23 protein-coding genes are annotated in these 24,680 nt (G+C 27.9%); 22 read left to right on the top strand and 1 reads right to left on the bottom strand.

The window, feature by feature from the left end:
- Positions 1–25: 25 nt before the first annotated feature.
- The 6 genes from HH195_RS07565 (at position 26) to HH195_RS07540 (ending at position 5,965) form a co-directional block, all read left to right on the top strand.
- Complete coding sequence (locus HH195_RS07565) at positions 26–748, top strand: glycerophosphodiester phosphodiesterase (RefSeq protein ID WP_196370562.1); 723 nt, start codon at positions 26–28, stop codon at positions 746–748.
- Between the two features lie 195 nt (positions 749–943).
- A complete protein-coding gene (locus HH195_RS07560; RefSeq protein ID WP_055257309.1) occupies positions 944–2,674 on the top strand; it encodes a phospho-sugar mutase in 1,731 nt (576 codons plus the stop codon).
- 236 nt (positions 2,675–2,910) lie between these two features.
- Positions 2,911–4,005: a tetratricopeptide repeat protein gene (locus HH195_RS07555; RefSeq protein ID WP_196370560.1), complete on the top strand. Its 1,095-nt coding sequence runs from the start codon at positions 2,911–2,913 to the stop codon at positions 4,003–4,005.
- A gap of 19 nt (positions 4,006–4,024) precedes the next feature.
- Complete coding sequence (locus tag HH195_RS07550; protein WP_196370557.1) at positions 4,025–4,363, top strand: WecB/TagA/CpsF family glycosyltransferase; 339 nt, start codon at positions 4,025–4,027, stop codon at positions 4,361–4,363.
- Positions 4,364–4,647: 284 nt separating this feature from the next.
- Positions 4,648–5,340, top strand: a complete 693-nt coding sequence (locus tag HH195_RS07545) for a glycosyltransferase family protein (RefSeq protein ID WP_196370555.1) — start codon at positions 4,648–4,650, stop codon at positions 5,338–5,340.
- Entirely contained in the window at positions 5,309–5,965 is a 657-nt protein-coding gene (locus tag HH195_RS07540) for a cyclodeaminase/cyclohydrolase family protein (RefSeq protein WP_196370553.1), read from the top strand. The genes HH195_RS07545 and HH195_RS07540 overlap by 32 nt, the downstream gene beginning before the upstream one ends.
- Positions 5,966–6,024: 59 nt before the next feature.
- Here the strand turns inward: HH195_RS07540 and pdaA are convergent, their stop codons facing one another.
- Entirely contained in the window at positions 6,025–6,831 is an 807-nt protein-coding gene (pdaA, locus tag HH195_RS07535) for a delta-lactam-biosynthetic de-N-acetylase (protein WP_055257306.1), read from the bottom strand.
- A gap of 170 nt (positions 6,832–7,001) precedes the next feature.
- Here pdaA and ychF point away from each other — a divergent pair, with 170 nt between their 5' ends.
- From ychF to pyrR, 16 genes are all read left to right on the top strand, one after another.
- Positions 7,002–8,099 carry a redox-regulated ATPase YchF gene (gene ychF, locus HH195_RS07530; protein WP_196370551.1) on the top strand — a complete coding sequence of 366 codons (1,098 nt, stop codon included), beginning with the start codon at positions 7,002–7,004 and terminating at the stop codon, positions 8,097–8,099.
- Positions 8,100–8,458: 359 nt separating this feature from the next.
- Positions 8,459–9,391: a 16S rRNA (cytosine(1402)-N(4))-methyltransferase RsmH gene (rsmH, locus tag HH195_RS07525; protein WP_196370549.1), complete on the top strand. Its 933-nt coding sequence runs from the start codon at positions 8,459–8,461 to the stop codon at positions 9,389–9,391.
- 29 nt (positions 9,392–9,420) lie between these two features.
- The gene (locus tag HH195_RS07520) at positions 9,421–9,837 is read left to right on the top strand and encodes a cell division protein FtsL (protein ID WP_196370547.1); all 417 of its coding nucleotides are present in this window, start codon (positions 9,421–9,423) and stop codon (positions 9,835–9,837) included.
- Between the two features lie 114 nt (positions 9,838–9,951).
- Positions 9,952–12,153, top strand: coding sequence for a stage V sporulation protein D (locus HH195_RS07515; protein WP_055257302.1), 2,202 nt, complete (start codon positions 9,952–9,954; stop codon positions 12,151–12,153).
- Between the two features lie 35 nt (positions 12,154–12,188).
- Positions 12,189–14,405 (top strand): stage V sporulation protein D, encoded by a 2,217-nt coding sequence (locus HH195_RS07510; protein ID WP_196370545.1) that lies wholly within the window; start codon positions 12,189–12,191, stop codon positions 14,403–14,405.
- A gap of 80 nt (positions 14,406–14,485) precedes the next feature.
- Positions 14,486–15,949 (top strand): UDP-N-acetylmuramoyl-L-alanyl-D-glutamate--2,6-diaminopimelate ligase, encoded by a 1,464-nt coding sequence (locus HH195_RS07505; RefSeq protein ID WP_196370543.1) that lies wholly within the window; start codon positions 14,486–14,488, stop codon positions 15,947–15,949.
- 12 nt (positions 15,950–15,961) lie between these two features.
- Positions 15,962–17,323, top strand: coding sequence for a UDP-N-acetylmuramoyl-tripeptide--D-alanyl-D-alanine ligase (locus tag HH195_RS07500; protein WP_196370541.1), 1,362 nt, complete (start codon positions 15,962–15,964; stop codon positions 17,321–17,323).
- A 46-nt stretch (positions 17,324–17,369) separates the two neighbouring features.
- Positions 17,370–18,350: a phospho-N-acetylmuramoyl-pentapeptide-transferase gene (gene mraY, locus HH195_RS07495; protein WP_196370539.1), complete on the top strand. Its 981-nt coding sequence runs from the start codon at positions 17,370–17,372 to the stop codon at positions 18,348–18,350.
- A 28-nt stretch (positions 18,351–18,378) separates the two neighbouring features.
- On the top strand, positions 18,379–19,515 hold the full coding sequence (gene ftsW / locus HH195_RS07490; RefSeq protein WP_196370537.1) for a putative lipid II flippase FtsW: 1,137 nt from the start codon (positions 18,379–18,381) through the stop codon (positions 19,513–19,515).
- Between the two features lie 99 nt (positions 19,516–19,614).
- Positions 19,615–20,373: a cell division protein FtsQ/DivIB gene (locus HH195_RS07485; RefSeq protein ID WP_196370535.1), complete on the top strand. Its 759-nt coding sequence runs from the start codon at positions 19,615–19,617 to the stop codon at positions 20,371–20,373.
- 106 nt (positions 20,374–20,479) lie between these two features.
- Positions 20,480–21,142, top strand: a complete 663-nt coding sequence (locus HH195_RS07480) for a YggS family pyridoxal phosphate-dependent enzyme (RefSeq protein ID WP_196371921.1) — start codon at positions 20,480–20,482, stop codon at positions 21,140–21,142.
- Positions 21,143–21,153: 11 nt separating this feature from the next.
- Positions 21,154–21,630: a cell division protein SepF gene (locus HH195_RS07475; RefSeq protein WP_196370533.1), complete on the top strand. Its 477-nt coding sequence runs from the start codon at positions 21,154–21,156 to the stop codon at positions 21,628–21,630.
- Positions 21,631–21,632: 2 nt separating this feature from the next.
- Positions 21,633–22,400 carry a YlmH/Sll1252 family protein gene (locus HH195_RS07470; protein ID WP_195925329.1) on the top strand — a complete coding sequence of 256 codons (768 nt, stop codon included), beginning with the start codon at positions 21,633–21,635 and terminating at the stop codon, positions 22,398–22,400.
- Positions 22,401–22,415: 15 nt separating this feature from the next.
- Positions 22,416–23,045 carry a DivIVA domain-containing protein gene (locus HH195_RS07465; RefSeq protein ID WP_055257294.1) on the top strand — a complete coding sequence of 210 codons (630 nt, stop codon included), beginning with the start codon at positions 22,416–22,418 and terminating at the stop codon, positions 23,043–23,045.
- Between the two features lie 158 nt (positions 23,046–23,203).
- Positions 23,204–24,136 (top strand): RluA family pseudouridine synthase, encoded by a 933-nt coding sequence (locus HH195_RS07460; RefSeq protein WP_196370531.1) that lies wholly within the window; start codon positions 23,204–23,206, stop codon positions 24,134–24,136.
- Positions 24,126–24,662 carry a bifunctional pyr operon transcriptional regulator/uracil phosphoribosyltransferase PyrR gene (gene pyrR, locus HH195_RS07455; RefSeq protein ID WP_055257292.1) on the top strand — a complete coding sequence of 179 codons (537 nt, stop codon included), beginning with the start codon at positions 24,126–24,128 and terminating at the stop codon, positions 24,660–24,662. The genes HH195_RS07460 and pyrR overlap by 11 nt, the downstream gene beginning before the upstream one ends.
- The last annotated feature ends 18 nt before the right edge of the window (positions 24,663–24,680 follow it).

Raw genomic sequence — 24,680 nt, 5'->3', positions numbered from 1 at the left:
AATTTAGAGAAAAGGAGAAAATTTCATGAGAATATTTGCACATAGAGGATATAGTGGGAAATATCCAGAAAATACAATGTTAGCTTTTGAAGGAGCTTTAAAACTTAATGTTAATGGCATAGAATTAGATGTACATAAGACTAAAGATGGAAAATTAGCTGCTATTCATGACGAGAGCATAGATAGAACATTTTTAGGAAAGGGATTAGTTAAAGATTATGATTTAAGAGATCTTAAAAAATTAGAAAATAGGGATGAAAAATTTAGAGAGAATATAGATTCTATAATAGGAACTTTAGAAGAAGTTATACTTCTTGTAAGTTTTAAAGATGATTTTGTCTTAAATATAGAACTTAAAACAGATGTAATTCATTATAATGGAATTGAAGAAGATGTATTAGAGATGTTAGATAGCTATGATATGATAGAAAATACAATAATATCTAGCTTTAATCATGAATCATTAAAGATATGCAAAAAAATAAATAAAAATATAAAAACAGCAGCACTTTATAGTGAACCAATAGAGGATATAGTAAATTATGCGAAAGAGTTGGGAGTTTATGCAATACATCCTGATTATAAATTAGTTGATAAAAGTTTAATTAAAAAGTGTCATGAAAATAATATATTAGTAAATGCATATACAGTAAATGAAAAAGAAGATATTGAAAGACTTATAGAAGAAGGAATAGATGGAATAATTACAGATTATCCTAATATTGCTTTAGAAATTTTAAAAAGATAAAATAAAAAATATATTATTAAATTCAAAAAAATGGATTTTTGGAGGATTTTTAAACTATTAAGTTTAAATTAACGTTTTCTAATAACGTTTTCTGAGTAAAAAAATATAATATTTGGAAAATAAATATTTTCAAGCATTATATTTTTGTAGTATAATGTTTTAAAAAGATATTATGTTATGAAAAGGGGAGCAAAAGTGGTGTACAGAGAAAAGTATAATGAATGGATAAGCTCAAGTACAATTTCAGAAGAAGTAAAAGAAGAATTAAGAGCGATAAAAGATGAAAAAGAAATAGAAGATAGATTTTATAAAGAATTAGAATTTGGAACTGGTGGCTTAAGAGGAATAATAGGTGCTGGAACTAATAGAATGAATGTTTACACTGTTGGGAAAGCTACTCAAGGATTTGCAGATTTTATAAATGACACATATAAAGGTGAGAAAGCAATTGCAATAGCATACGATTCAAGAAATATGTCTAAAGAGTTTGCAAAAGCTGCTGCTTTAACTCTTTGTGCAAATGATATAAAGGTATACCTTTATGAAAGTTTAAGACCAACACCTATGCTTTCTTTTGCAGTTAGACATTTAAAATGTAAAGCGGGTATTGTTATAACAGCTTCACACAATCCAAAAGAATATAATGGATATAAGGCTTATGGAGAAGATGGATGTCAGTTAACTGATGAACCAGCAAAGGAAGTAATAGGTTATGTAAATAGAGTTGAAGATTATAGCAAAATAAAGACTATGAGTGAAGAGGAAGCTTTAGAGAAAGGTCTTTTAGTTTATATAGGAGAAGATGTTGATAAGGCTTATATAGAATCTTTAAAATCTTTGACTATAAGAGAAGAATTAGTAAAAGACCATGCTAAAGATTTAAAAATAGTCTATACTCCAATACATGGTTCAGGAAATGTTCCAGTTAGAAGAGTTTTAAGTGAATTAGGATATGAGAATGTTTTAGTAGTTAAGGAACAAGAATTACCAAATGGAAACTTCCCAACAGCACCATATCCAAATCCAGAAAATCCAGATGTATTTAAAATAGCTATGGAGATGGCAAACAAGGTTAATGCAGATGTTATATTTGGAACTGATCCAGATTGTGATAGAATTGGTGTTGTTGTTAAGGATAATAAGGGTGAATTTAGAGTATTAACTGGAAATCAAACAGGAATGCTTTTAGTTAATTATGTATTGGGTTCATTAAAAGAACTTAACAAACTTCCTAAAAATGGAGTTGTAATAAAGACAATAGTTACAACTGAATCAGTAAGAAAAATGGCAGAAGCATATGGCGTTAAACTTATTGATGTTTTAACTGGATTTAAATACATTGGAGAAAAAATTAGAGAGTTTGAAGAAACAGGATCTAATGAGTATTTAATAGGTTTTGAAGAAAGTTATGGATATCTATTTGGAACATTTTCTAGAGATAAAGATGCAGTTGTTGCATCAATGCTTATAGCTGAAATGACTTTATATTATAAAAAGCAAGGAAAAACTTTATATGATGCTTTAGTAGAAATATATGAACAATATGGATACTTCAAAGAATCTTTAGTATCTGTAGAACTTAAAGGAAAAGAAGGTCAAGAAAAAATAGGAAGATGTTTAGACCTTTTAAGAGCAGACGAAATAACAGAAGTTAATGGAGTTAAAGTTGTTAAATCTTTTGATTATAAATCAAGTACAGAAAAAGATTTAATAGCAAATACAACTTCAAAGATAAATCTTCCAAAATCAAATGTTTTAAAATACATTTTAGAGGATGATTCATGGTTTGTTGTTAGACCATCAGGAACAGAACCTAAAATGAAAGTTTATTTAGCTGTTAAAGGAAATAGTCTAGAAGATGCTGATAAGCAAACAGAAAGATTTAAATCATCTGTAATGGCTATTGTGAATGAAAAATTAAACTAATTTAGCATGCTTATATAAGTTGTATAAATTTTAAATTTTAATTTGACCTATGGGATTTTCCATAGGTCATTTTAAATTTAGATATATTAGTGACATCATTTTAAATGTATATTAATAACATTTCACATTATAGGTGATTTAGTTTATAATTCCATATGTAGATTTGTTATGATGCTTATTTTTAGTAAAAGATTAATAAGTATAAAGATAATTTTTAAAGAAATGGAGAGATATTTATGGAATTTGATGTATTATGTAAAGAAAAACTTTCTAAATTATTATTTTTAGAAATTGATAAAGATAAATTTATAAATATGTTAGGAGCGGATTCTAAGAATATTAATATAGATGAATTGTATATCCCTATAAATCCCAAATATATATCAAAAGATGTAGCAAAAGGATATAGTTTAGATAAACTTCCTATGAATTATTTACTTGAAGGGATGTTTTTTGCTTTAGGTGCTGATGAAAATTTAAGATTTAATAAAGAGTATAAAAAGATAATACCATTTATAAAAGACGCTATTTTATGTATTAAAAAAATTATATCTGACAAAATAAAAGAGAAAAGTTTAATAGAGGCTTTAATTCTTTTAAAAGGATTAAGTGAAATTGTAAAGGATGAGGAAGTTTATTCAAAACTTTTACTTGTTTGTGAAAGCATAAGGGAAAAAAATAAAAATTATAATATGCTTCAGCTAAGCTTAAGTGAAAAATATAAAGAAGCATGCCCAAAGAGTGCTATGCCATATATATATGCTTCTTTAGCTTACAATGACTTAGAAAATTATGATAAGGCTTATTTGGAAATAAATGAATATTTATCAAAAGGTGGAGAAAAAACAGAAGAGATTCAAGTGTTATATGATGAAATAAAAGACTCTTTAGACTATGAAAAAGGAAAAGATGAGCTTTTAGAAGAACCAGAAATTGCACTTAAAAGACTTTTGCCACTTTCTGATAAATTCCCTGAAAATGCAATAATAAAGTATTATATAGCAACAGCTTATAGAAGGCTTGAAAATTTTGAAAAAGCAATTTATTACTTAAATGAAAGTATTGCTCTTGATAACAATATGGTAGAGCCAATAAATGAACTTGGAATCAATTATGCTTATTTAGGGGATTTTGAAAATGCCTTAAAATGCTTTAAAAAAGCCTTCGAAGCAACAAGAGATATAGAGATTTGCACAAACATAATAATGTGTTATTTAAATTTAAATAAATTAGAAGAGGCTAAAAAACATTTAAATATAGCAAAGGCAATAGATAAAGATGATGAAGTTTTAGTTGATATAGAAAGGTATATGAAAAACTTAAGTAAGTAATCTTAAAAGGGAGGCTTATGTGTATCGGAAACTATTAGATTATAATATATTTTCAGGAAATAAAAGTGAACTTATGGATGAAATTTTAAAAAAAGCTAGAGTTAATATAATATCTGGAAATCCAGAAGTTTTATATAATGGATTAAATAATAAATTTTTGAAGGAAAGTTATAATTCAAAGGATAGTATAATAATACCTGATGGGATAGGAACAATAATAGCATCTAAGGTATTTGGAAAAAAGATAAAAAATAAAATTGCTGGTATAGAAGTTATGGATATGTTATTAGATTATTGTGATAAGAATGAAAAAACAATATATCTTATAGGAGCAAAAGATGATATTATTAATAAATGAACTAAGAGTATAAAAAATCTACATCCAAAATTAAATATTTTAGGCTGTAGCAATGTTTTTTTTGATATTGGAAGTTGTGATAGTTTAATTGATGATATTAAAAAATAAAAACCTTTTGCATTGTTTGTCGCTATGGGTACTCCAAAACAAGAATTGTTTATAGAAAAATACAAAAATAATAAACAACTTATCCCAAAAGAATGAAGTGCATCTTTTAACAGTTAATTTTCCTAAGGAATCTGTTTATTATGATAAAGAAATTTTATCACTTTTAAACAAAAATATTGTTATTTATAAAAAATGAGAGAAATCTTTTTATAATATCTAGAGGTTATGATAAAGAACTTTATGAGAACATAGAAAAGGAAGAAAAACCTAAACTGTTACTTAAAGATAAAATAAATATTGTATATACAGGAGAAATAATAGAGAAGATTAAGGATATAAATCCTTTTACAGAAGCAGTTAGAATGTTAGAAAGCAAAGATAACGAATTATTTAATAGATTGAACATATTATTCTTTGGAAATATAGATAATAATTCATTAGTCGAACAATTAAAAGAGTTTAAAAACATTAAAATTAATAAAAGAATAGATTTTAAAGAGGCTTTAAGATATATTATACATAGTGATATTTTATTGTTTTTGGGGAATAAATCATCTATGCAAATACCAGCAAAAATATATGATTATTTAGGTGCTAAAAATCCTGTAATAGTTATTAAGGGAAATAAATATGATAAAATAGAGGGGTTAACTGAGGATTTAGAAAAATGTTTTGTTACAGAAAATACTTCTTATGAAATTATTAGAACATTAAAAGAGGTTGTAAGAAAAATAGACAATAAAGTTAATTTTAAAGAGGAAGAAAAATATAGTTTAGCTAATATTAATAAAAATTTAAACAATATTTTTTTATTTTGTAAGAATGGAGATGGTAGTAATGGAAGAAAATATTCAAAAACAATTAAGTAAGGATATGAAAATAATTGATTTTATAGAAGATTTAGCTTCTAGTTCACCAGCCCCAGGTGGAGGAGCAGTAGCGGCTTTATCAGGTGGACTTTCAGTTGCGTTAGCTTCTATGATATATAATCTTACAATAGGAAAAAAAACATATAAAGATTTAGATGACGATATAAGAGTTAAATTAGATAAAAATTTAGAAGAATGTAGAAATATTTATATACAAATGTTAAATTATATAGACAAGGATGAAGAAGCTTTTTTAAACCTTATGGCGTGCTATAAAATGCCTAAGGAAACACAAGAGGAGATAGTTGTAAAAAATGAAGCTATGGAAAAGGCTACTTTAGAAGCTATAAATGTACCTTTAAATTTAGCTAAATTAGCTATGAAATTTTATGATAATATATATTTTGCAGTAAAGTATGGGAATAAAAATCTTGTATCAGATGGTAAAATTGCAGCAATAATGTTAAATGCTTGTATAGAAAGTTCAATGGTGAATGTTGAGATAAATTTAAATTTCTTAAAAAATCAAGATATTAAAAGAAAAATAGAAAAAGAAATGGAACAGTTAAACTCAATAAATAATAGTTTAAAAAAAGATATAATGGCTGTACATTATTATAATTAAAAAATAAAAATTCTTAGGGATTACTTTCTCTAAGGATTTTTATTTTTTAAATTTTTTACTTAAGAAAAATCGTTTAATGATTTAAATTCATAACCTTGATTTTTAAGTTCTTTTATAATATCACCTAAGATAGCTAAATTAGTATCAGATACAGCATGAAGAAGCATAACCTCACCATTATGAGCTTTTTCTAATATTTTCTTTTTACCATCTTCTTTTGATGGTTGATTATCTGTAAGCCAATCTTTATAAGCAAAGCTCCAAAATACAGAAGTATAGCCTAAATCATCAGTATATTTTAAGGATAAATCACTGTATTTACCCATAGGAGGCCTAAAAAATTTTGGCATTTCTTTATTTGTAACTTTAGTGTACTCTTGTTCGACATCGGTAAATTCTTTGTTAAATTTTTCTTGATCCGTAATTGATGCCATAGATGGATGATGTGATGTATGATTGCAAACTAGATGTCCTTCATTCTCCATTCTTAAAATTAAATCTGGATAATCAACTATATATGGCTTTGTAACAAAAAAAGCTGCTGGTACATTATTTTCTTTTAATACATCTAATATTTTTCCTGTATTTCCATTTTCATAACCTTCATCAAAGGTTAGAAATATTTGTTTTTTTGTTTGGTCGCCCACAAAATATACATTATGGTTTTTTAAAAAAGGAGTTTCTTTTGGTGGCGTAACTTCTTTTGTATCTTTATTTAAATTATAGTACCAATTAAATTCTTTACTATCGTATTGTTCTATATTATTTAAATATAGAAAGGCAGATTTATTTGTATGTAATATCCCTAAAAGAGGATTTAATAACATAGAACTTGATAATAAAAAAGCTATTAGTCCATTAAACATAAAATATCACCTCAAGGTTATTATGCCAATAAAGTTAGAATAAATTTATATAATTTTATGGATTAATAGTAAATAAAATGAAAATCAGTTGAAATAAATAATAACCTAGAGTATAATTTTAACGTATAAATTAGAGATAATTACTTTATGAAAGAGAGGATTTTACATATATGAAGCTTGGAATAGTTGGATTACCTAATGTTGGGAAAAGTACTTTATTTAATGCTATAACTAAAGCTGGAGCAGAGTCAGCAAACTACCCATTCTGCACCATAGAACCTAACGTTGGAGTTGTTAGTGTACCTGATAAGAGATTAGATGTTTTAGAAAAAATATACCAAACAAAGAAAAAAGTTTATACAGCAATAGAGTTTTATGATATAGCAGGTCTTGTAAAAGGTGCTAGTAAGGGAGAAGGTTTAGGAAATAAATTCTTATCTCACATAAGAGAAGTTGAAGCAATAGTTCATGTTGTAAGATGCTTTAATGATGAGAATGTAGTTCATGTTGAAGGTTCAGTAGATCCAATTCGTGATATAGAAACTATAAATTTAGAACTTATATTTGCTGATTTAGAAGTTTTAGAAAGAAGAATGGAAAAATCAATTAAACTTGCAAGATCTGGTGATAAGGTTGCTAAATTTGAATATGGTATAATGGAAAAAATAAAAGCACAATTAGAAGCTAATAAGCCAGTTAGAACTTTAGAGTTTACAGAAGATGAAGAAAAGTTTGTAAAAACATTATTTTTAATAACATCAAAGAAAGTTTTATATGCTTGCAACATATCAGAAGATGATATGGTATCAGGTAATATAGAGAATGATTTTGTTAAAAAAGTTCAAGCATATGCCAAAGAAGAAAACTCAGGATGCATGGTAGTTTGTGCAAAACTTGAAGAAGAATTATCAGGTTTAGATGAAGAAGAAAAAAATGAAATGTTAAAAGAGTATGGATTAGAAGAATCAGGTCTTGATAAACTTATCCAAGCAAGTTACACTCTTTTAGGTCTTATGAGTTTTTTAACAGCTGGAGTGCAAGAAGTTAGAGCATGGACTATAAAACAAGGTACAAAAGCTCCTCAAGCTGCTGGTAAAATTCATACTGATATAGAAAGAGGTTTTATAAGGGCGGAAATCGTAAGCTATGATGATTTAGTTGAATGCGGATCAGAAGCTGCAGCTAAAGAAAAAGGCCTTTATAGATTAGAAGGTAAAGAATATGTAATGAAAGATGGAGACATTGTTAACTTTAGATTTAATGTATAGAAAAACTTTTTATCCATTTTGAATTTATACAAATGGAAATTTACCACAATGTATTGAATTTATAAAATAAAAAATTTCAATATGTTGTGGTTTTTTATTAGTTTAATGTATAAAGATTCTTTATGTTTAGACAAAATAAAATAAATTGTATTAAAATATATAATAAAAAAATAATATTTAGTAATTAGAAGACTATATATGTTGTAATTTATTTAAATTTGGTTAAATATTTGGATTGAAAATTTTAGATTAATAAAGGTTTTAACTTATAAAAATAGAATTAAATTATATCTAACTTTAATTAATATGAGTAATAAATAAAAAATATGATAAAAAACTAATGATTTAAGGAGAAAAATATGGAGTTTAAACATATTTCAGTTTTATTAAATGAATGTATAGAAGGTTTAAATATAAAGGAAGATGGAATATATGTAGATGGAACGCTAGGGGGAGCAGGTCATTCTAGTGAAATTGTAAAAAATCTTTGTGAAAGAGGAAGATTAATTGGTATAGATCAAGATAAAGATGCATTAAAGGCAGCAAAAGAAAAATTAAAAGATTATAATAATGTAACATTTGTTCATAGTAATTTTTACAATATTGAAAATATATTACATGATTTAAATATAGTAGGGGTTGATGGAATACTTATGGATCTTGGTGTATCTTCTTATCAATTAGATAATGGTGAGAGAGGATTTAGCTACATGCAAGATGCACCTTTAGATATGAGAATGAATAGAGAAAATTCATTATCAGCTTATGAAGTTATAAACAGTTATTCAGAAGAAGATTTGTTTAGAATAATAAAGGATTATGGTGAGGAAAAATTTGCTAAAAGGATTGCTAATTTTATAATTAATAAAAGAAAAGAAAAAAATATAGAATCCACTTTAGAATTAGTTGATGTAATAAAGGCGGCAATTCCTGCTAAGGCGAGACGTGAAGGACCACATCCGGCTAAGAGAACATTTCAAGCTATAAGAATAGAAGTTAATAAAGAACTTGAAATAATAGAGAAGACTATAAGAGATGGTGTAGAAAAGTTAAATGTAGGAGGAAGGATGGCTATAATAACATTCCATTCTTTAGAAGATAGAATTGTAAAGACAGTTTATAAAAATTTGGCTAATCCATGTACGTGCCCAAGTAGTTTTCCAGTATGTGTATGTAATAAAAAGCCGGTAGTCAAAATTATTACTAGAAAGCCAATAGAAGCATCAAAGGAAGAATTAGATTATAATCCAAGAAGTAGAAGTGCAAAACTTAGAATAATAGAAAAAATTTAATTAAATGTATTGGTCAAGGGGGGACTTATATGATTTTTAAAGATTATGATTACGTAGATGAAAATTGTTTTTTAGATAATGGAAGCAATGCTGTTAAAATACAGGAAAAAAGCTATATAGATAAGAAGCAGGGTGGAAAAAGAACTAATAAAAATAAAAAAAAGAAGGGATTAATATATTTTTTAATAAAAAACAATATGTTAATAATAATATCTTTAATATTTGTTTTAGGTTTCACTATAATATCTAGGGATGGGAAAGTTTATGAAATGCAAAATCAACTTTCAAAAATAAATAGAGATATATCTAGTACAATTAGTGATAATGAGGCTTTAGAAGTGAAAATATTAAAGTCAATTTCTTTAGACGACATTGCAAGTATAGCTAAAAATAGATTAAGCATGATATTTCCAACTAAAGATGATATTTTAAATTTAGAAGGATAAAAGTTAAATAGTGTTTTATTTTAAAGCTTAACATATTGTTATGCAACTTAACATATTAATTAGGGATGGTTTATTAAATCCCTAATTTTTTTTATTTTATGGAGGTTGCAATTTATGAGAGGAAATTATACTGACAGTGCAAAGATGAAAAAGAGAATGTATATAGTTTTATGCTTTGTATCCGTTGTTCTTTTAGTTTTAACAATAAGACTTTCTTACATAATGATATTTAAAAGTGATGAATATTCAGAACTTGCTGTAGAACAATGGACGAGTGAAGTTAAGATATCAGCTAAAAGAGGAAAAATTTTAGATAGAAATGGAGAAGAACTTGCTATAAGTGCTAATGTATATAGAGTGGATTTTGATTTAAATGCCATAAGAGATTATAACAAAGAAAATGGGACAACTAATGAACAATTAGCAGAGAAGATAGCAAATGCTTTAAATGTTGAGTATGATACTGTTTTAAAAAAATTAGAATATAGACTTCCGTCAGGAAAAGCGGCAGGTGCTGCAATAATGTCTAGGAGAATTGAAAAAGAGTATGCAGATAATGTTAAGGCATTAGATATAACAGGGGTTATAGTTTCACCAGATACTAAAAGATATTATCCTAAAGGTGCTTTTTTATCCCATGCTTTAGGAACAACAAATTCAGATGGGGTAGGGTTAAATGGAATAGAACTTCAATATGATTCAATTTTATCTGGAACACCAGGAGTTAGAATAACTGAAATTGAAGATAGTAATTTAGAAACAACGAGTATAATATCTAAATTTACGGCACCAGTGGATGGAAAGGATGTGGTTTTAACTATTGATAGTACCATTCAGTATTTTGCAGAAAAGATAGCTGAAATAGCCTTAAAAGAGCATAATGCAGATGCGGTAACAATATTAGTTATGAATCCTAATAATGGAGAGGTGTTAGCTATGGCTAATATGCCAGATTTTGATCCTAATAAGCCTTATGAGGGAGCAGAAAGTTTTACTGGAGAAACGGTAGCTGAAAAGGTGCAAAAAATGTGGAGAAATAGAAGTGTTTCAGATTCTTTTGAGCCAGGTTCAATATTTAAGATAGTTACAGCTTCAGCAGCTCTTGAGGAAGGTCTTGCAGGTGGAGATGAAACATATGAATGCAGTGGAGGAACTCATATTTTAGGGAAATACGTTAGATGTTGGAAACATGGAGGACATGGAACACAAAGTTTTGATGAAATCCTTCAAAATTCATGTAATGTTGCTTTTATGCAACTTGGAGAAAAACTTGGAGCAGAAACTTTGAATAAATATATAAAGTTATTTGGTCTTGGATCTAAATCAGGTGTTGACCTTCCAGGAGAGACACCAGGTATAGTTAAAAAAACTGAAAAGATAACAGAACTTGATTTAGCAACGATAGCATTTGGACAAACAAACACAGTAAATTGCATTCAGTTTTTAAGTGCAGTTAATACAGTTGCAAATGGAGGGAATTTAATTCAGCCTCATTTAGTTAAAGAAATAAGTCATATAGATTCAACTGGAAATACTGTTACAGATGAGACTTTTGAACCTAATATAACTAGTGGTTTTTTAAGTGAGGAAACTATAAATAGAATGAGAAGTGCTTTGGAGAAAACAGTTCATTACGGTTCACCAAAAGCAACCTATATGGAGGGGTATGGAATAGCTGGAAAAACAGGAACAGCCCAAAAAGTAAATTCTGAAACTGGAGGATATGGAGCAGGGTATATAGCATCATTTGTTGGTTTTGCACCATATAATGATCCACAAATTTCTGTATTGATATCAGTTGACAATCCAAAAAATGGAGAATATTATGGAGGAAGAGTTGCAGCACCACTTGCAAATATGTTATTTACAGAATTATTTAATTATATTGATTTAACAAAGTTTAACTTAGATGAATCTTTAAAAATTGAAAAAGCAGTAGTTCCTGAGGTTAGAGGTCTTGATTATAGTGAAGCTAGGAAGATGTTAATGGACAATGGATTTGAAGTTGAATTGGGTGAAAATGATGGAGAAGATGCAGGAAGTGTGGTCACAGATATGTTGCCAAAGCCAGGATATTCAATAAGCTCAGGATCTAAGATAACACTTTACACAGGTAGTGGTACAACATATAATAAAGATATTATAGTTCCAGATTTTACAGGGTATTCTAAAGAAGAGGCTCAAGAAATATTGCAATCTCTTGGAATAAAAGGGGAATTTCAAGGAGAGGGAACTGTTATAGTGGGGCAAAACGTAGAGTTTGGAGAAATAGTAAAGGATGGAGATACAATAAACTTTACTTTGGGGAAATTATAATAAACATTTAGTGATAAATAAGGGGTTAAGGTTAGGTGAAGCTAGTGAGTAACATGAATAAAAAGAAGATAAATAAACATCCAAAAAAGTACAAAAATATAAAAAAAAGGCGTATAGCCATTGTATTAGCTAGTTGTGTATTAACATCAAGTGCTCTTATTGTGAGGCTTGGGTATATTATGACTAGTAAGCAAAAGGTATATGCAAGTATGGCTAATGAACAGTGGACAAGTGAGGTGAAAATTAATGCTAAGAGGGGTAGAATACTAGACTCTGAGGGTAATGAATTAGCCGTAAGTGCAAATGTGTATAGGGTGGATTTAGATTTAAATACATTAAGAAGTTATATGAAAAAAAATAAATTAAGCAATGATGATATAGCTAAAGCTTTAAGTGAAGTTTTAGATATGGAATATAATAGTATATTAGATAAGTTAGATTTAAAATTATCAAGTGGAGTTCCAGCAAATTCAGTAACATTAGCTAGACAAATAGAAAAAGATAAAGCAGATAAGATAAAACAGCTCAATTTTTCAGGTGTTGTTATATCAGAAGATATAAAAAGATATTATCCCAATAATAATTTTTTATCTAAAGTTTTAGGTGTTGTCAATTTAGATGGGGTTGGTATAACTGGAATCGAGGCTTATTATAATACACATTTATCGGGAACCCCTGGAATACTTATAAGTCAAGTTGATAAAATAAATAATGATATACCGTATGATACTTCAAAACTTACAGATGCTGTAGATGGAAAGGATATAAATCTTACTATAAACAGTAAAATACAATATATTTGTGAGGAGATTGCGCAAGAAGCAGCAAATGAGCAAAAAGCAGATGGAGTAACAATAATAATTACAAATCCAAAGACCGGGGAAATAATAGCAATGGCTAATAAGCCAGATTTTGATGCTAATTACCCATATAGTGTTGAAGAGAGTTTTTTAGGAGAAACAGTAGCAGAAAAAATTCAAAGTATGTGGAAAAATAACGCAGTTTCTTTTTCGTTTGAGCCAGGATCTATATTTAAAATGTTATTAGGTGCAATTGCTATTGAAGAGGGGATTGTGGGAGATGATGAAACATATACTTGTAATGGAGGACTAAATATAGATGGAACTTACGTGAAATGTTGGAAAGAAGGGGGACACGGGATTCAAACTTATGCACAAACTCTTCAAAATTCATGTAATGTAGCCACTATGCAAATAGCTAGTAAACTTGGGAAGGAAACTTTAAACGAATATTTAGAAAAATTTGGACTTGGGCATTCTTCAGGTATTGATTTACCAGAAGAAGTAACAGGAGTTATAAAAAGTAATGAAAATATTACAAACCTTGATTTAGCAACAATCTCTTTTGGTCAAACTAATACAGTAAATCCGATTCAATTTATGGCGGCTTTAAATTCAGTTATAAATGGTGGAAGATTAATTCAGCCACATCTTATGAAAAATATAAGTCACTTAGATAAAATAAGTGGAGCTTGTGTTATTGATGAAAAGTTTGAACCTAATATTAAAGAAAATGTAATAAGCAATGAAACATCTGAAAAATTAAGAGAAATTTTAAGAACTGTGGTTACTGAAGGAACTTGTAAAAATGTTGAAGTTTCAGGTCTTGAAATTGCGGGTAAGACAGGAACAGCTGAAAAAATAAATTCAAGCACTGGAACTTATGGAGCAGGATATGTATCATCATTTGTTGGATTTGCACCATATAATGATCCAGTAATATCAGTAATGGTTATGATTGATAATCCTAAATCTGGAGAATATTTTGGAGGAGTAATAGCAACGCCAGTTGCACAAAAAGTTTTTGATTCCATATCAGATTATATCGAAAATATTGAATTAAATAGTAAAAATGGTACTAATGATGTTATAATTCCTAATATTATAGGCAAAGATGTTGAAAATGCTGAGAAAATTTTAGAAGATTTAAATATTCAATTTACAGCGGAAGGAGATGGTGGTAAGATTGGTAATGTAAGTCCTATACCTGGGACTTTAGTTAATTTAGGTTCTAAAATAACTATAGAGACAAGTGATACTTCATATTATAATAACTCTGTAATTATGCCTGACTTTACAGGATATAGAAAAGATGAGGCAGAAGATATTTTAACATCTTTAGGGTTAAAATGTTATTTTAAAGGTAATACAGATGGAGTGGTTGCAGGGCAAAATATAGAAGCTGGAAGTCTTATAAAGACTAGTTCATATATAAAATTAACATTACAATAAAAAATAGCATGTGCTTTAGGTCACATGCTAGTATTTTGAATAGATATTTTGCTTTACTAAAACTTTAAGGAGTGGATTAAATGATTTTAAAAGATGTACTAAAAGGATTAGATTATATTGTATTAAATGGAGATATAAATAGAAAAATTAATAGAATATGTTATGATAATAGAAAAATAGAGCAAGAAGATGTTTTTGTATGTATTAAAGGATTTAAAGTAGATGGACATTCTTTTGTAGAAGATGCTATAAAAAAAGGTGCTAAGACTATTATAGTTCAAGAAGATGTGAGTATAACTTCTGATGTCTCTGTAATAAAGGTGAAGAATACTAGACAAGCTTTAGCAGTAATTGCTTCAAATTTTTATGATAATCCAAAAGATAAGCTAAATATAATTGGAATAACAGGGACTAATGGAAAAACAACATCAGCCTTTATAATAAAATCTATATTAGAAAAGGCAGGATATAAGACAGGTCTTATAGGAACTATTGCAAATTATATAGGAAATGAAAAAATAGATTCTGTAAGGACAACACCAGAATCCTTAGAACTTCATGAATTATTTAATAAAATGGTAAAAAAAGGTGTAAAATATTGTGTTATGGAGGTGTCTTCTCATTCTTTAGCACTTGATAGGGTTTATGGGGTCAAGTTTATATGTGGAATATTTACAAATCTTACACGTGATCATTTAGATTTCCACAAAACATTTGAAAATTATTATATGGCAAAAGCAAAACTTTTTGAAAGATCTAATTATTCAATAATAAATATAGATGATTCATATGGTAGAAATCTTATAGAAGATATAAAAAAGAAAAATATAAATACTTTGATAAAAACAATATCAATAGAAAGTGAAGCAGATTTTAAAGCTTGTAAAATAAATGGAGATTCTTTAGGTTCTAGGTTTAAAATGGAAGCCGAAGGGAATATTTATAATATAGAAATAAATATTCCAGGACTTTATAATGTGCACAATGTTTTAGGATGTATTGCATGTGCAAGAAATTTAAATATATCTATGGAAACTATAAAAGAAGCTGTTTTAGATATAGTGGTTCCAGGTAGATGTGAAATGGTAGCAAAAAATAAAAATCTTCCATATACAATAATTGTAGATTATGCACATACTCCAGATGGATTAGAAAATATACTAAATACTATAAGAGGATTTGTTAAAGGGAAAATAATTACAGTCTTTGGTTGTGGAGGAGATAGAGATAAAGTTAAAAGACCACAAATGGGTGAAATTGCTTGTAAACTATCAGATATAGCAATTATAACTTCTGATAATCCAAGGAGTGAAGAACCTATGGCAATTATAGAAGATATTAAAAATGGTTTAGCTTATAATAATTATATTGTAGAAGAAAATAGAGCAAAAGCTATAGAAAAAGCAATAGATATGGCTAAACAAAATGATGTGATATTAATTGCTGGAAAAGGTCATGAGACATATCAAATACTAAAGGATAAAACAATACACTTTGATGAGAGAGAAGTTATTGTTGATATATTAAATAAAAAAGAAAAATAGAGGTGTTTACAAATGTTAGAATTAAGTCTAGACGAAGTAGTAAAAGCAGTAGATGGTGAACTTTTAAAATCACCAAAGGAATACACTGTAAAAAAAGTTTCAACTGATACTAGAAAGATAGAAAAGGATACTCTCTTTGTAGCATTAAAAGGTGCTAAATTCAATGGAAATACTTATGTTAAAGAGGCTTGTTCAAAGGGTGCTAATCTTTGCATAGTTGATGAATTACTTTTTGATTTAAAGGAAATTGGAGATGATCCTGGAATAATAATAGTAAAAGATACAAGAAAAGCTCTTATGAATCTTGCTAAGTTTTATAGAGAAAAATTAGGGCTAAAAGTTATTGGAATAACAGGTTCTGTTGGTAAAACATCTACTAAAGACCTTTTAGCTGCACTTTTAAGTAGTAAATATAAAGTGTTTAAAACTAAAGGAAATTTCAATAATGACATTGGTCTTCCACTTATGGTTTTAGAACTTGATAAGAGTTATGATATCGCTATTTTAGAAATGGGAATGAGTGCTTTAGGAGAAATTGAAACATTAGTTGATATAGCTAGACCAGATATGGCGGTAATAAGCAATATAGGGATATGCCATATAGAGAATTTAAAAACTAGAGAAAATATATTAAAAGCTAAAATGGAAATTACAACATTTTTTAATGAAAATAATGTGTTAGCTATAAATGGTGATGATGATATGCTTTCTAAAGTCTCAAGTAATAAGTTTAAAGTTATAAAGGCTGGAATGAGTGAAGAGTTTGATATTTATGCAAAAGATGTGGTTGTAAATCAATTATCTTCAGATTTCACAGCAGTAACTCCAGAAGGAAGTATAAGGCTTCATTTAGACATGCCAGGACTTCATAATGTTCAAAATATAATGCCAGATATTGCAATAGCTAGAGAACTTGGTGTTACTTTAGAAGAAATGAAAGATGGATTAAACAACTTAGAAGCAACTTCAATGAGATTTGAGATTATAGATATGAAAGATTATAAAGTAATAGATGACTCCTATAATTCAAGCCCTATAGCTTGTAGAACTTCTACAGATATAATGATGAATCTTCCAGGAAAAAGAAAAATATGTGTTTTTGGGACAATGAAACAACTAGGGGATGAATCTGAAAAGGAGCATAGAGGAATTGGAGAGTATGCTAAAGAAAAAGGAATTGACTTAATGTTATGTTGTGGTGATTTCTCAGAAAATATAGCAGAGGGATTTGGAGATAGATGTAAAGTTTATAAGGACAAATTATCTTTAATACAAGATTTAAAATCTATAATTGAAAAAGATGATTTAATATTAGTTAAAGCATCTAGAGGAATGCATTTTGAAGACATTGTTAAGGAAATATGTTCTAAATAAATTTTACAAAGGAGGTATAGCTACTTAGATAGTAGTAATTAGGATTATGGAATTAAAATCATTAATAGACCCTAATATAATAATAGCACTAGTTATAAGTTTTGCTATAGCGTCGATACTTGCGCCAATTATAATACCAGTGCTACATAAACTTAAATTTGGACAAAACATAAGAGAAGAGGGACCAAAAAGTCACCAAAAAAAATCAGGAACTCCAACTATAGGAGGAGTAATATTTATAGCATCAACTATTATAACAATGATTATAATGACATTTGTTATGAAGGGTACTTTTAATAATGAGGCGATGGTTGCTTTATATGCATTTATAGCTTTTGGAATCATAGGTTTCTTAGATGATCTTTTAAAGATAGTAAAAAAGAAAAACGAAGGGTTAACGTCAAAACAAAAGATGGTATTACTTTTAGTAGTGTCAATTGTATTAGCATTCTATTGTTATTATACTTTTGGAAGCAGTATAAGTTTCCCATTTACAAGTTATCATATAAATCTAGGTTGGATTTATATACCATTTGTAATAATATACTTTGCTGGTGCAACTAATGCTGTTAATTTAACAGATGGTTTAGATGGTCTTGCAACATCAGTTACAGTTTTAGTAATTACATTCTTAGCAATTGTTTCTTATAGTATGGGACACGCAGAACTTGCAGTATTTTGTGTAGCAATAGCTGGTTCACTTTTAGCATTCTTAAGATTTAATGCATTTCCAGCTAGAGTATTTATGGGGGATACAGGTTCATTAGGTCTTGGGGGTGCAGTTGCAGTAGTTGCATTAATGCTTAATATGCCTTTTGTTCTTGTTATAATTGGGATAGTATATGTAATAGAAACATTATCTGTAATATTACAAGTTTGGTCTTTTAAAACAAGAAAGAAAAGAATATTTAAAATGGCACCAATACATCATCATTTTGAAGCCTGTGGATGGAGTGAAACTAAAGTTGTCGCAGTATTTTCAATAGTAACAGCAATTTTTTGCTTCATAGGGTTTGCATCTATATAAAATATATTAGGAGGCGTTACGTAAATTAATGGTAAAACAAAGGGGTAAAAATGGTTCAGTAGATATTTACTTAGTATATGCTGTAATGTTACTTTTAGCCGTAGGAATAATAATGGTTTATAGTGCTAGTTCCTATGTAGATATGATTAATCATAATGGAAATAGTGCATATACATTTACAAGACAATTAATATTTGCAACTTTAGGTTGTATAGCTATGTATATTATGTCTAGATATGATTATCATAGGCTAAAAAATAAAAGATTAGTGTTTATTTTGATGATAATAACAGTGATATTGCTATTTGCAGTATTTTTGTTTCCTGGAGTAAATGGTGCTAAAAGATGGATAATGCTTGGTCCACTATCTTTCCAACCTTCAGAACTTGCTAAATATGTAGTTGTTATTTATTTATCTATGGCTTTAACAAATAATATGAAAAATATAACAAGTTTTTGGAAGGGGATAGTTCCTGCTCTTATGATGGGAGGAATATTTGCAGCTATTATACTTAGTCAAAAAAACTTAAGTATAGCAAGTGTAACATTAATAGTTACATTTATAATGCTTTTTGTAGCTGGCGGAAGGAAAAAGCATCTATTTGGAATAGTAGCACCAGCTATGCTGTGTGCTGCTACAACATTTACGTTGATAGAGCCATATAGAAAGGCAAGGCTTTTAAACTTTATAAATCCTTGGAAGGATGCCGCAGGAAATGGGTATCAGCTTATTCAATCATTTTATGCATTGGGAGCTGGTGGACTAACAGGTCTTGGTCTTGGGCAATCAAGACAAAAAACTCTGTATATGCCAGAACCTCATAATGATTTTATATTTGCAATAATAGGAGAAGAGTTAGGTCTTGTAGGATGTATTGTAATAATTGCCTTATTTATATTCTTTATAATAACAGGAATAAGGATTGCCATGAGGGCAAAAGATAACTATGGGACACTTTTAGCTATTGGGATAACATCTATAATAGCTATTCAAGCAATTATAAATATAGCTGTTGTAACAGGGTCAATGCCAGTTACAGGAGTTCCACTCCCATTTATAAGTTATGGAGGTTCTTCACTTGTTGTAAATTTAATGGCAATGGGGATACTTATGAATATATCACGACAAATAGATAAAAAACCAAAAAAGGTGCTATATAAATAGCATCTTTTTTTATTTATAAAATAATAAAAATATAATGCAAAAAATGTAAAAAAATGATATTATTTAAATATAAAACAAATTTAAGGGGTATCGTTGAAGATGAGAATAACACCTAAAGAATATATAAAAAAAAATAAAACTAAAAAAAATAAAAGAAGTATATTAATACTAGGTATTTTTATAATTTCAATAGGATTATTTGTTCTTTTAAAAGCTGAAATTTTTAATATAGTGGAAGTAAATGTTGAAAATAATAAAATTCTTTCAAATGAGGATATTTTAGATGAAAGTAATCTTTTAGGGAATAATATATTTTTGGTAAAATTAAATGAATTAGAAGATAAAATTTTACTTAATCCATATATAGAAGAAGTTTCTATAAGGAGAAGAATTCCCAATAAAATATCTGTAATTGTCAATGAAAGAGTAGCATCTTATAAGATTATTGAAGATAATAAGAGTTATATATTAAATGATGATCTTGTTATAATGGAAAAAAGAGAAGATTTAGATGGAATAGTCCTTCCAATTTTAGAAGGAGTGGATATAGAGGGGAGAGAACTTGGTGATAGTGTTACTAAAAATAAAGAAAAAGCAGAATTTTTAAAATTACTAAAGCGTGCATTAGATACTTATGATATGAAAATAGATAGTGTAAATGTATCTGATATAAATAACATATATTTATATTTTGATGATTGCAAAGTAATATTAGGAGGAAATAATGATATAGAAAACAAGTTAACTAAAGCTATAAATATATTAAAAAGTGATAAAGTTGATATTTCTAATGGGTATATAAATGTAAGTTTTAGTGGAAATCCTGTTATTTATAAGAAGCAAGATGCTAATAATTAATTATAAAATTAATCTTGTGAACTATTCCTGATAATGATATTATAAACTAGTAAACGAATTAAAAAATAATTTATAGGTTAATAAAGAGGGTGTGATAAGATTGAATATTGATATTAAAAAAAGAATAGAACATTTAAATAATAAAGTATCAGATAAGGTAAAAATTATTGCAGTATCTAAAACTAAGCCTATAGAAGATATGGAAGTTGCGTATAATTGTGGAATACGTGATTTTGGTGAAAATAAAGTACAGGAAATATTGTCAAAGTATGATAATTTTCATAAGGATGTTAGATGGCATCTCATAGGACATCTTCAAACAAATAAGGTTAAATATATAGTTGGAAAGGTAAGTTTAATACAATCTTTAGATAGTATTAACCTTTTAAAAAAAATAGATAAAGTTTATGGAAACAATGGAAAAATAGCTAATGTACTAATACAGATAAATATTGGACGTGAAGAACAAAAGTATGGAATTTTAGAAGAGGATTTAGATGAACTTTTGCAAGAAATAGAAAAATGTGAATTTGTAAGAGCAAAAGGAATAATGGTTATAATTCCAAAAGGGAATACCGAAGAAAATAGAATGTATTTTAAAAGGACATATGATATTTATAATAGACTGAAGACGAAATCTTATAAAAATACTACTATGAACATACTTTCTATGGGAATGTCAGGCGATTATGAAGTTGCTATAGAAGAGGGAAGTAATATGATAAGAATTGGTCAAGGAATTTTTGGAAAAAGAGATTATAATAACTAGGAGGATAAAAGATGTTTGAAAGAATTAAGGGATTTTTAGGATTTAATGATGCTATGGATGATGAGATTGAGGATATAGAAGAGGCAGTTGTAGAAGAAAAAGAACAACATCACCATCATCATGTACAAACAGCTAATGTACTTGCACAACAACAAAGCCAACCAGTAAAAAAACAACCTAAGGTTGTTAATATTCATAGTACAAGCCAAGCAAAGCTTACAATAACTAAACCGCTAAAATATGATGATGCAACAGAAATATGCACAGCTTTGAAAAATAGAAAAATAGTAGTTGTAAATACAACAGCTTTAGAACTTAAAGTAGCACAAAGACTTATTGATTTTATAAGTGGTGCATGTTATGCATTAGAGGGTGACTTTCAAGAGGTTGAAAAAGGGGTATTTATAGTAACTCCATCTAATATAGATGTAAGCAATGAGTTTAAAAATGAATTAACAAATAAAGGCTTGTTTAATTGGTCTAGATAGAAATGAAAAAAGAAGAATTTTTAGGTCTTTTAAGAAATAGTTTAGATGAGTATAGTTTGCTTAAGCTTTATAATAAAATGCAATTAGCTATAAATAAAGGAATAACAGTTTTTACTGATGAATTTTATACACCTGATGTTTGGATGGTTTTAGAGGAAAAATTTAAAAATATAGTTAAGGTAGATAGTTATGGTATATTTTTAGATAGTGATAGGAGAATTATAGCATTTAATAAAGAAGAATATAATGAATTTCCTATAAGCTTAGTGGAAATAAAGTGTAATACCAAGTTTTCTAAATTAGCTCATAAAGATTATTTAGGAGCATTAATGTCTCTTGGAATAAACAGAAATAAAATGGGCGAAGTTATTTTAAGTTGTGATAGAGCTTTTGTTGCGGTGTCTTTAGACATGGTTGATTTTATTATAAATAACTTAGATAGAGTTAAAAGTTTATCATGTAAATGCACAGTAATAGATGATTTTACTAATCTTCCTACAATTAACTATGAAGAAAAGTTAGTAATATCAACATCAAAGAGGTTAGATTCTATAGTATCTGCTATTTCAAATATATCAAGGAGCAAGGCATGTGACTATATAGAAAACCAGAGAGTTTTAGTAAATTATGTTATGATAAGAGAGAAAAGTTATTGCATTAATGAAAATGTGAAAATAACAATAAAAGGAATTGGTAAGTTTAAAATAGGTGAAATTTTTGGTACAAGTAAAAGTGGTAGATTAAAAATTAAAATATATAAATACACATAGGAGTGAGGGGAACTTATGAGACTTATGGCAAAGGAAATAACTAATAAAGAATTTAAAAAAGTGGTAAGAGGATATGATGTAGAATCTGTTGATGAACATTTAAATCTTATTGAGGAAAGTTATCAAGCTTTATTTCGAGAAAATCAAGATTTAACTAAGAGGGTCGAAATTTTAAATGAAAAGATTGAGCATTATGTAAAAATAGAAGATACTATACAAAGCGCATTAATACTTGCTCAAGATACATCAAAACAGGTAAAATTAAGTGCAGAAAAAGAAGCAGAACATATAATTAAAAATGCTAATGAGTCAGCGCAAAAAATACTAGATAAAGCTCAAGAAGATATAATAAAATTAAAGTATGAGTATGATAAAGCAAAACAAGAATTTAGTTTGTTTAGGGCAAAATTTAGAAGCTTTATGAGTATACAAATGGAATCATTTAATGATTTAGAGAAAGATTTTTATAAGGATTTTAATATATCCAAATTAGAAGAACCAGAATTTGTTGAAAGTATTCATTTAGTTGAATCGGCAAATACTGTTGATACACAAAAAGAAGATAATGATATATACGTAAAAGATATATTTGACGATGAGTATAGTGATGTAGATGATATAAAGAGCTTTTTTGCAGAGGGCTAAATAAAAGAAATCTCACTTAAAAATAGAGTGAGATTTTATTATTTTTTATTGCAAAAAATGTAATATTTATATAATATAAAGTAAGATAAAATTTTTAAATACAAGTTAATGTAACAGGGTGTTTTTTTATATTATTTTAGATTGGAGAAATTAAAATAATGACTATTGAAATAAAGGAAATTGTGATAGAGGAAAAATACAACAATGTTAGGGCTGATAAGGCTTTATCTGTTATTTTTGATAATCTATCTAGAAATTTCATTCAGAATTTGTTTGAAGAAGAAAAAGTCTTAGTAAATGGGAAAATTGCAAAGAGTAAGGTTAAATTATTGACTGGCGATATGATAAAAATAGAGATACCAAAACCGAAAGAGTTAAAAGTAGAAGCAGAAAATATCCCTCTTGATATAATTTATGAGGATAAAGATATTATTATAGTAAATAAACCTAAAAATATGGTGGTTCATCCAGCACCAGGGAATTATGAAGGAACTTTAGTAAATGCACTCCTTTATCATTGTACTGATTTATCAGGAATAAATGGAATTATAAGACCAGGGATAGTACATAGGATAGATAAAGATACATCTGGTATATTAGTTATTGCTAAAAATGATTTGGCTCATAATGATTTAGCAGCTCAGTTTAAAGAACATAGCATAAAAAGAGAATATTATGCATTAGTTGAAGGTAGAATTAAAAAAGATGGTGGAACGATAGATGCACCTATTGGAAGACATGTTAATAATAGGTTGAAATTTGCTGTAAGCGATGGAGGAAAAAGAGCAGTTACGCATTATAAAGTGTTGGATGTTTTTAACTCTTGTACTTTAGTTAAATGTACTTTGGAAACAGGAAGAACTCATCAAATAAGAGTTCATATGGCATTTATTGGTCATCCTTTAGTTGGGGATACTGTATATGGGCTAAAAAAACAAAAAATAACTAATAATGGGCAAGTGTTGCATGCAAAAACTTTAGGATTTATTCATCCAACTAAGAAGGAATATATTGAATTTAATTCAGAGCTTCCAAAAGAATACAAAGAAATTTTAAAAAAATTAGGAGGAAAAGAAGAATATGAAACTTAAAGCAATGTTATTAGATGACAATTCTATAAGAAGAGCTTTAGTTAGGATATCTCATGAGATTATAGAAAAAAATAAAGGGGTTGAAGATATTGTATTAGTAGGTATAAAGAGAAGAGGTTATCCACTTGCTAAAAGAATAGCAAGTCAAATAGAAAAAATAGAAAATGTCAAAGTGCCTGTAAGTTGCGTTGATATAACTTTATATAGAGATGATTTAACGAGTTTTGGAGATTTACCAAATATAAATCATTCGGAGTTAGACATTTCCATAAAAAATAAAAAAGTAATATTAGTTGATGATGTTTTATATACTTGTAGAACTGTTAGAGCCGCGATAGAGGCAATTATAGACCAAGGTAGACCACAGTTTATACAATTAGCTGTTTTAGTTGATAGAGGTCATAAAGAGCTACCTATAAGAGCAGATTTTGTAGGGAAAAATGTACCAACATCAAAAGATGAGATAGTAAATGTGATGATTACAGAAATAGATGGAGAAGATTCTGTTAAAATATATGAAAAATAAACTTAAGGAGAAGCTTTA

Source organism: Candidatus Sarcina troglodytae (assembly GCF_015708635.1).
GTDB lineage: Bacteria > Bacillota > Clostridia > Clostridiales > Clostridiaceae > Sarcina > Sarcina ventriculi.
This window is presented reverse-complemented; position numbering and strand designations above follow the sequence as displayed.